The organism is Vibrio sp. 378, assembly GCF_033339435.1.
Genome location: NZ_JAWOUO010000975.1, coordinates 1 through 558, shown reverse-complemented (window position 1 = coordinate 558; position 558 = coordinate 1). Strand labels below are relative to the sequence as shown.

The following is a 558-nucleotide window of genomic DNA, read 5'->3' as shown; positions in this document are numbered from 1 at the left end:
TACAAAGGGTTACGTTCATCCATTGGCTCAATCGAGCTGTACTTGCGACTTGGTTTCTGACCGCGATCGCGAGTCAATAGCTGCCAGCTAAAGAACGCGCGGTTGTTGCTTGGTTTCACTGTCATGATGTCGAATGGAATCGAAATGTAGAAGCCTTTAGTAAAGCTACCTTCACCAAATTCGTCAGCAGACAAGTCACTGATTGATGCGAATGCACCAGCAATGACACCACTCTTGAACTGTTTAGACACATTCACTTGTGTACCGATATCTCCCGCTAGGAACTGACCAACATCAACTTGAATCATCAAATCTTGTAGAAAATCCCATTGAGGGTAGTAATAACCCGACACAAAACCAGTAAAGCCCTTATCTACAACTTGGAACGGACGCCCATATTCTGGAACGTATTGCCATTTCTCATCGTATACACCGAAGTAGCTTTGCGGGTCACGTTGAGAGATTAAGTTAACATCTGCACCGATTGCCCAGTTTGCGCCTTTCGGTCGGTACAAGAATTCGGTACCCACACCCGCGAACATACTTTCTAGATAACCA

1 protein-coding gene is annotated in these 558 nt (G+C 45.3%); it reads right to left on the bottom strand.

All coding sequences use genetic code 11. The features are described 5' to 3' along the window. Window positions 1-558 (bottom strand): YjbH domain-containing protein (locus R7Q48_RS29885; protein ID WP_318134010.1); only part of this gene is annotated, 558 nt, incomplete at both ends.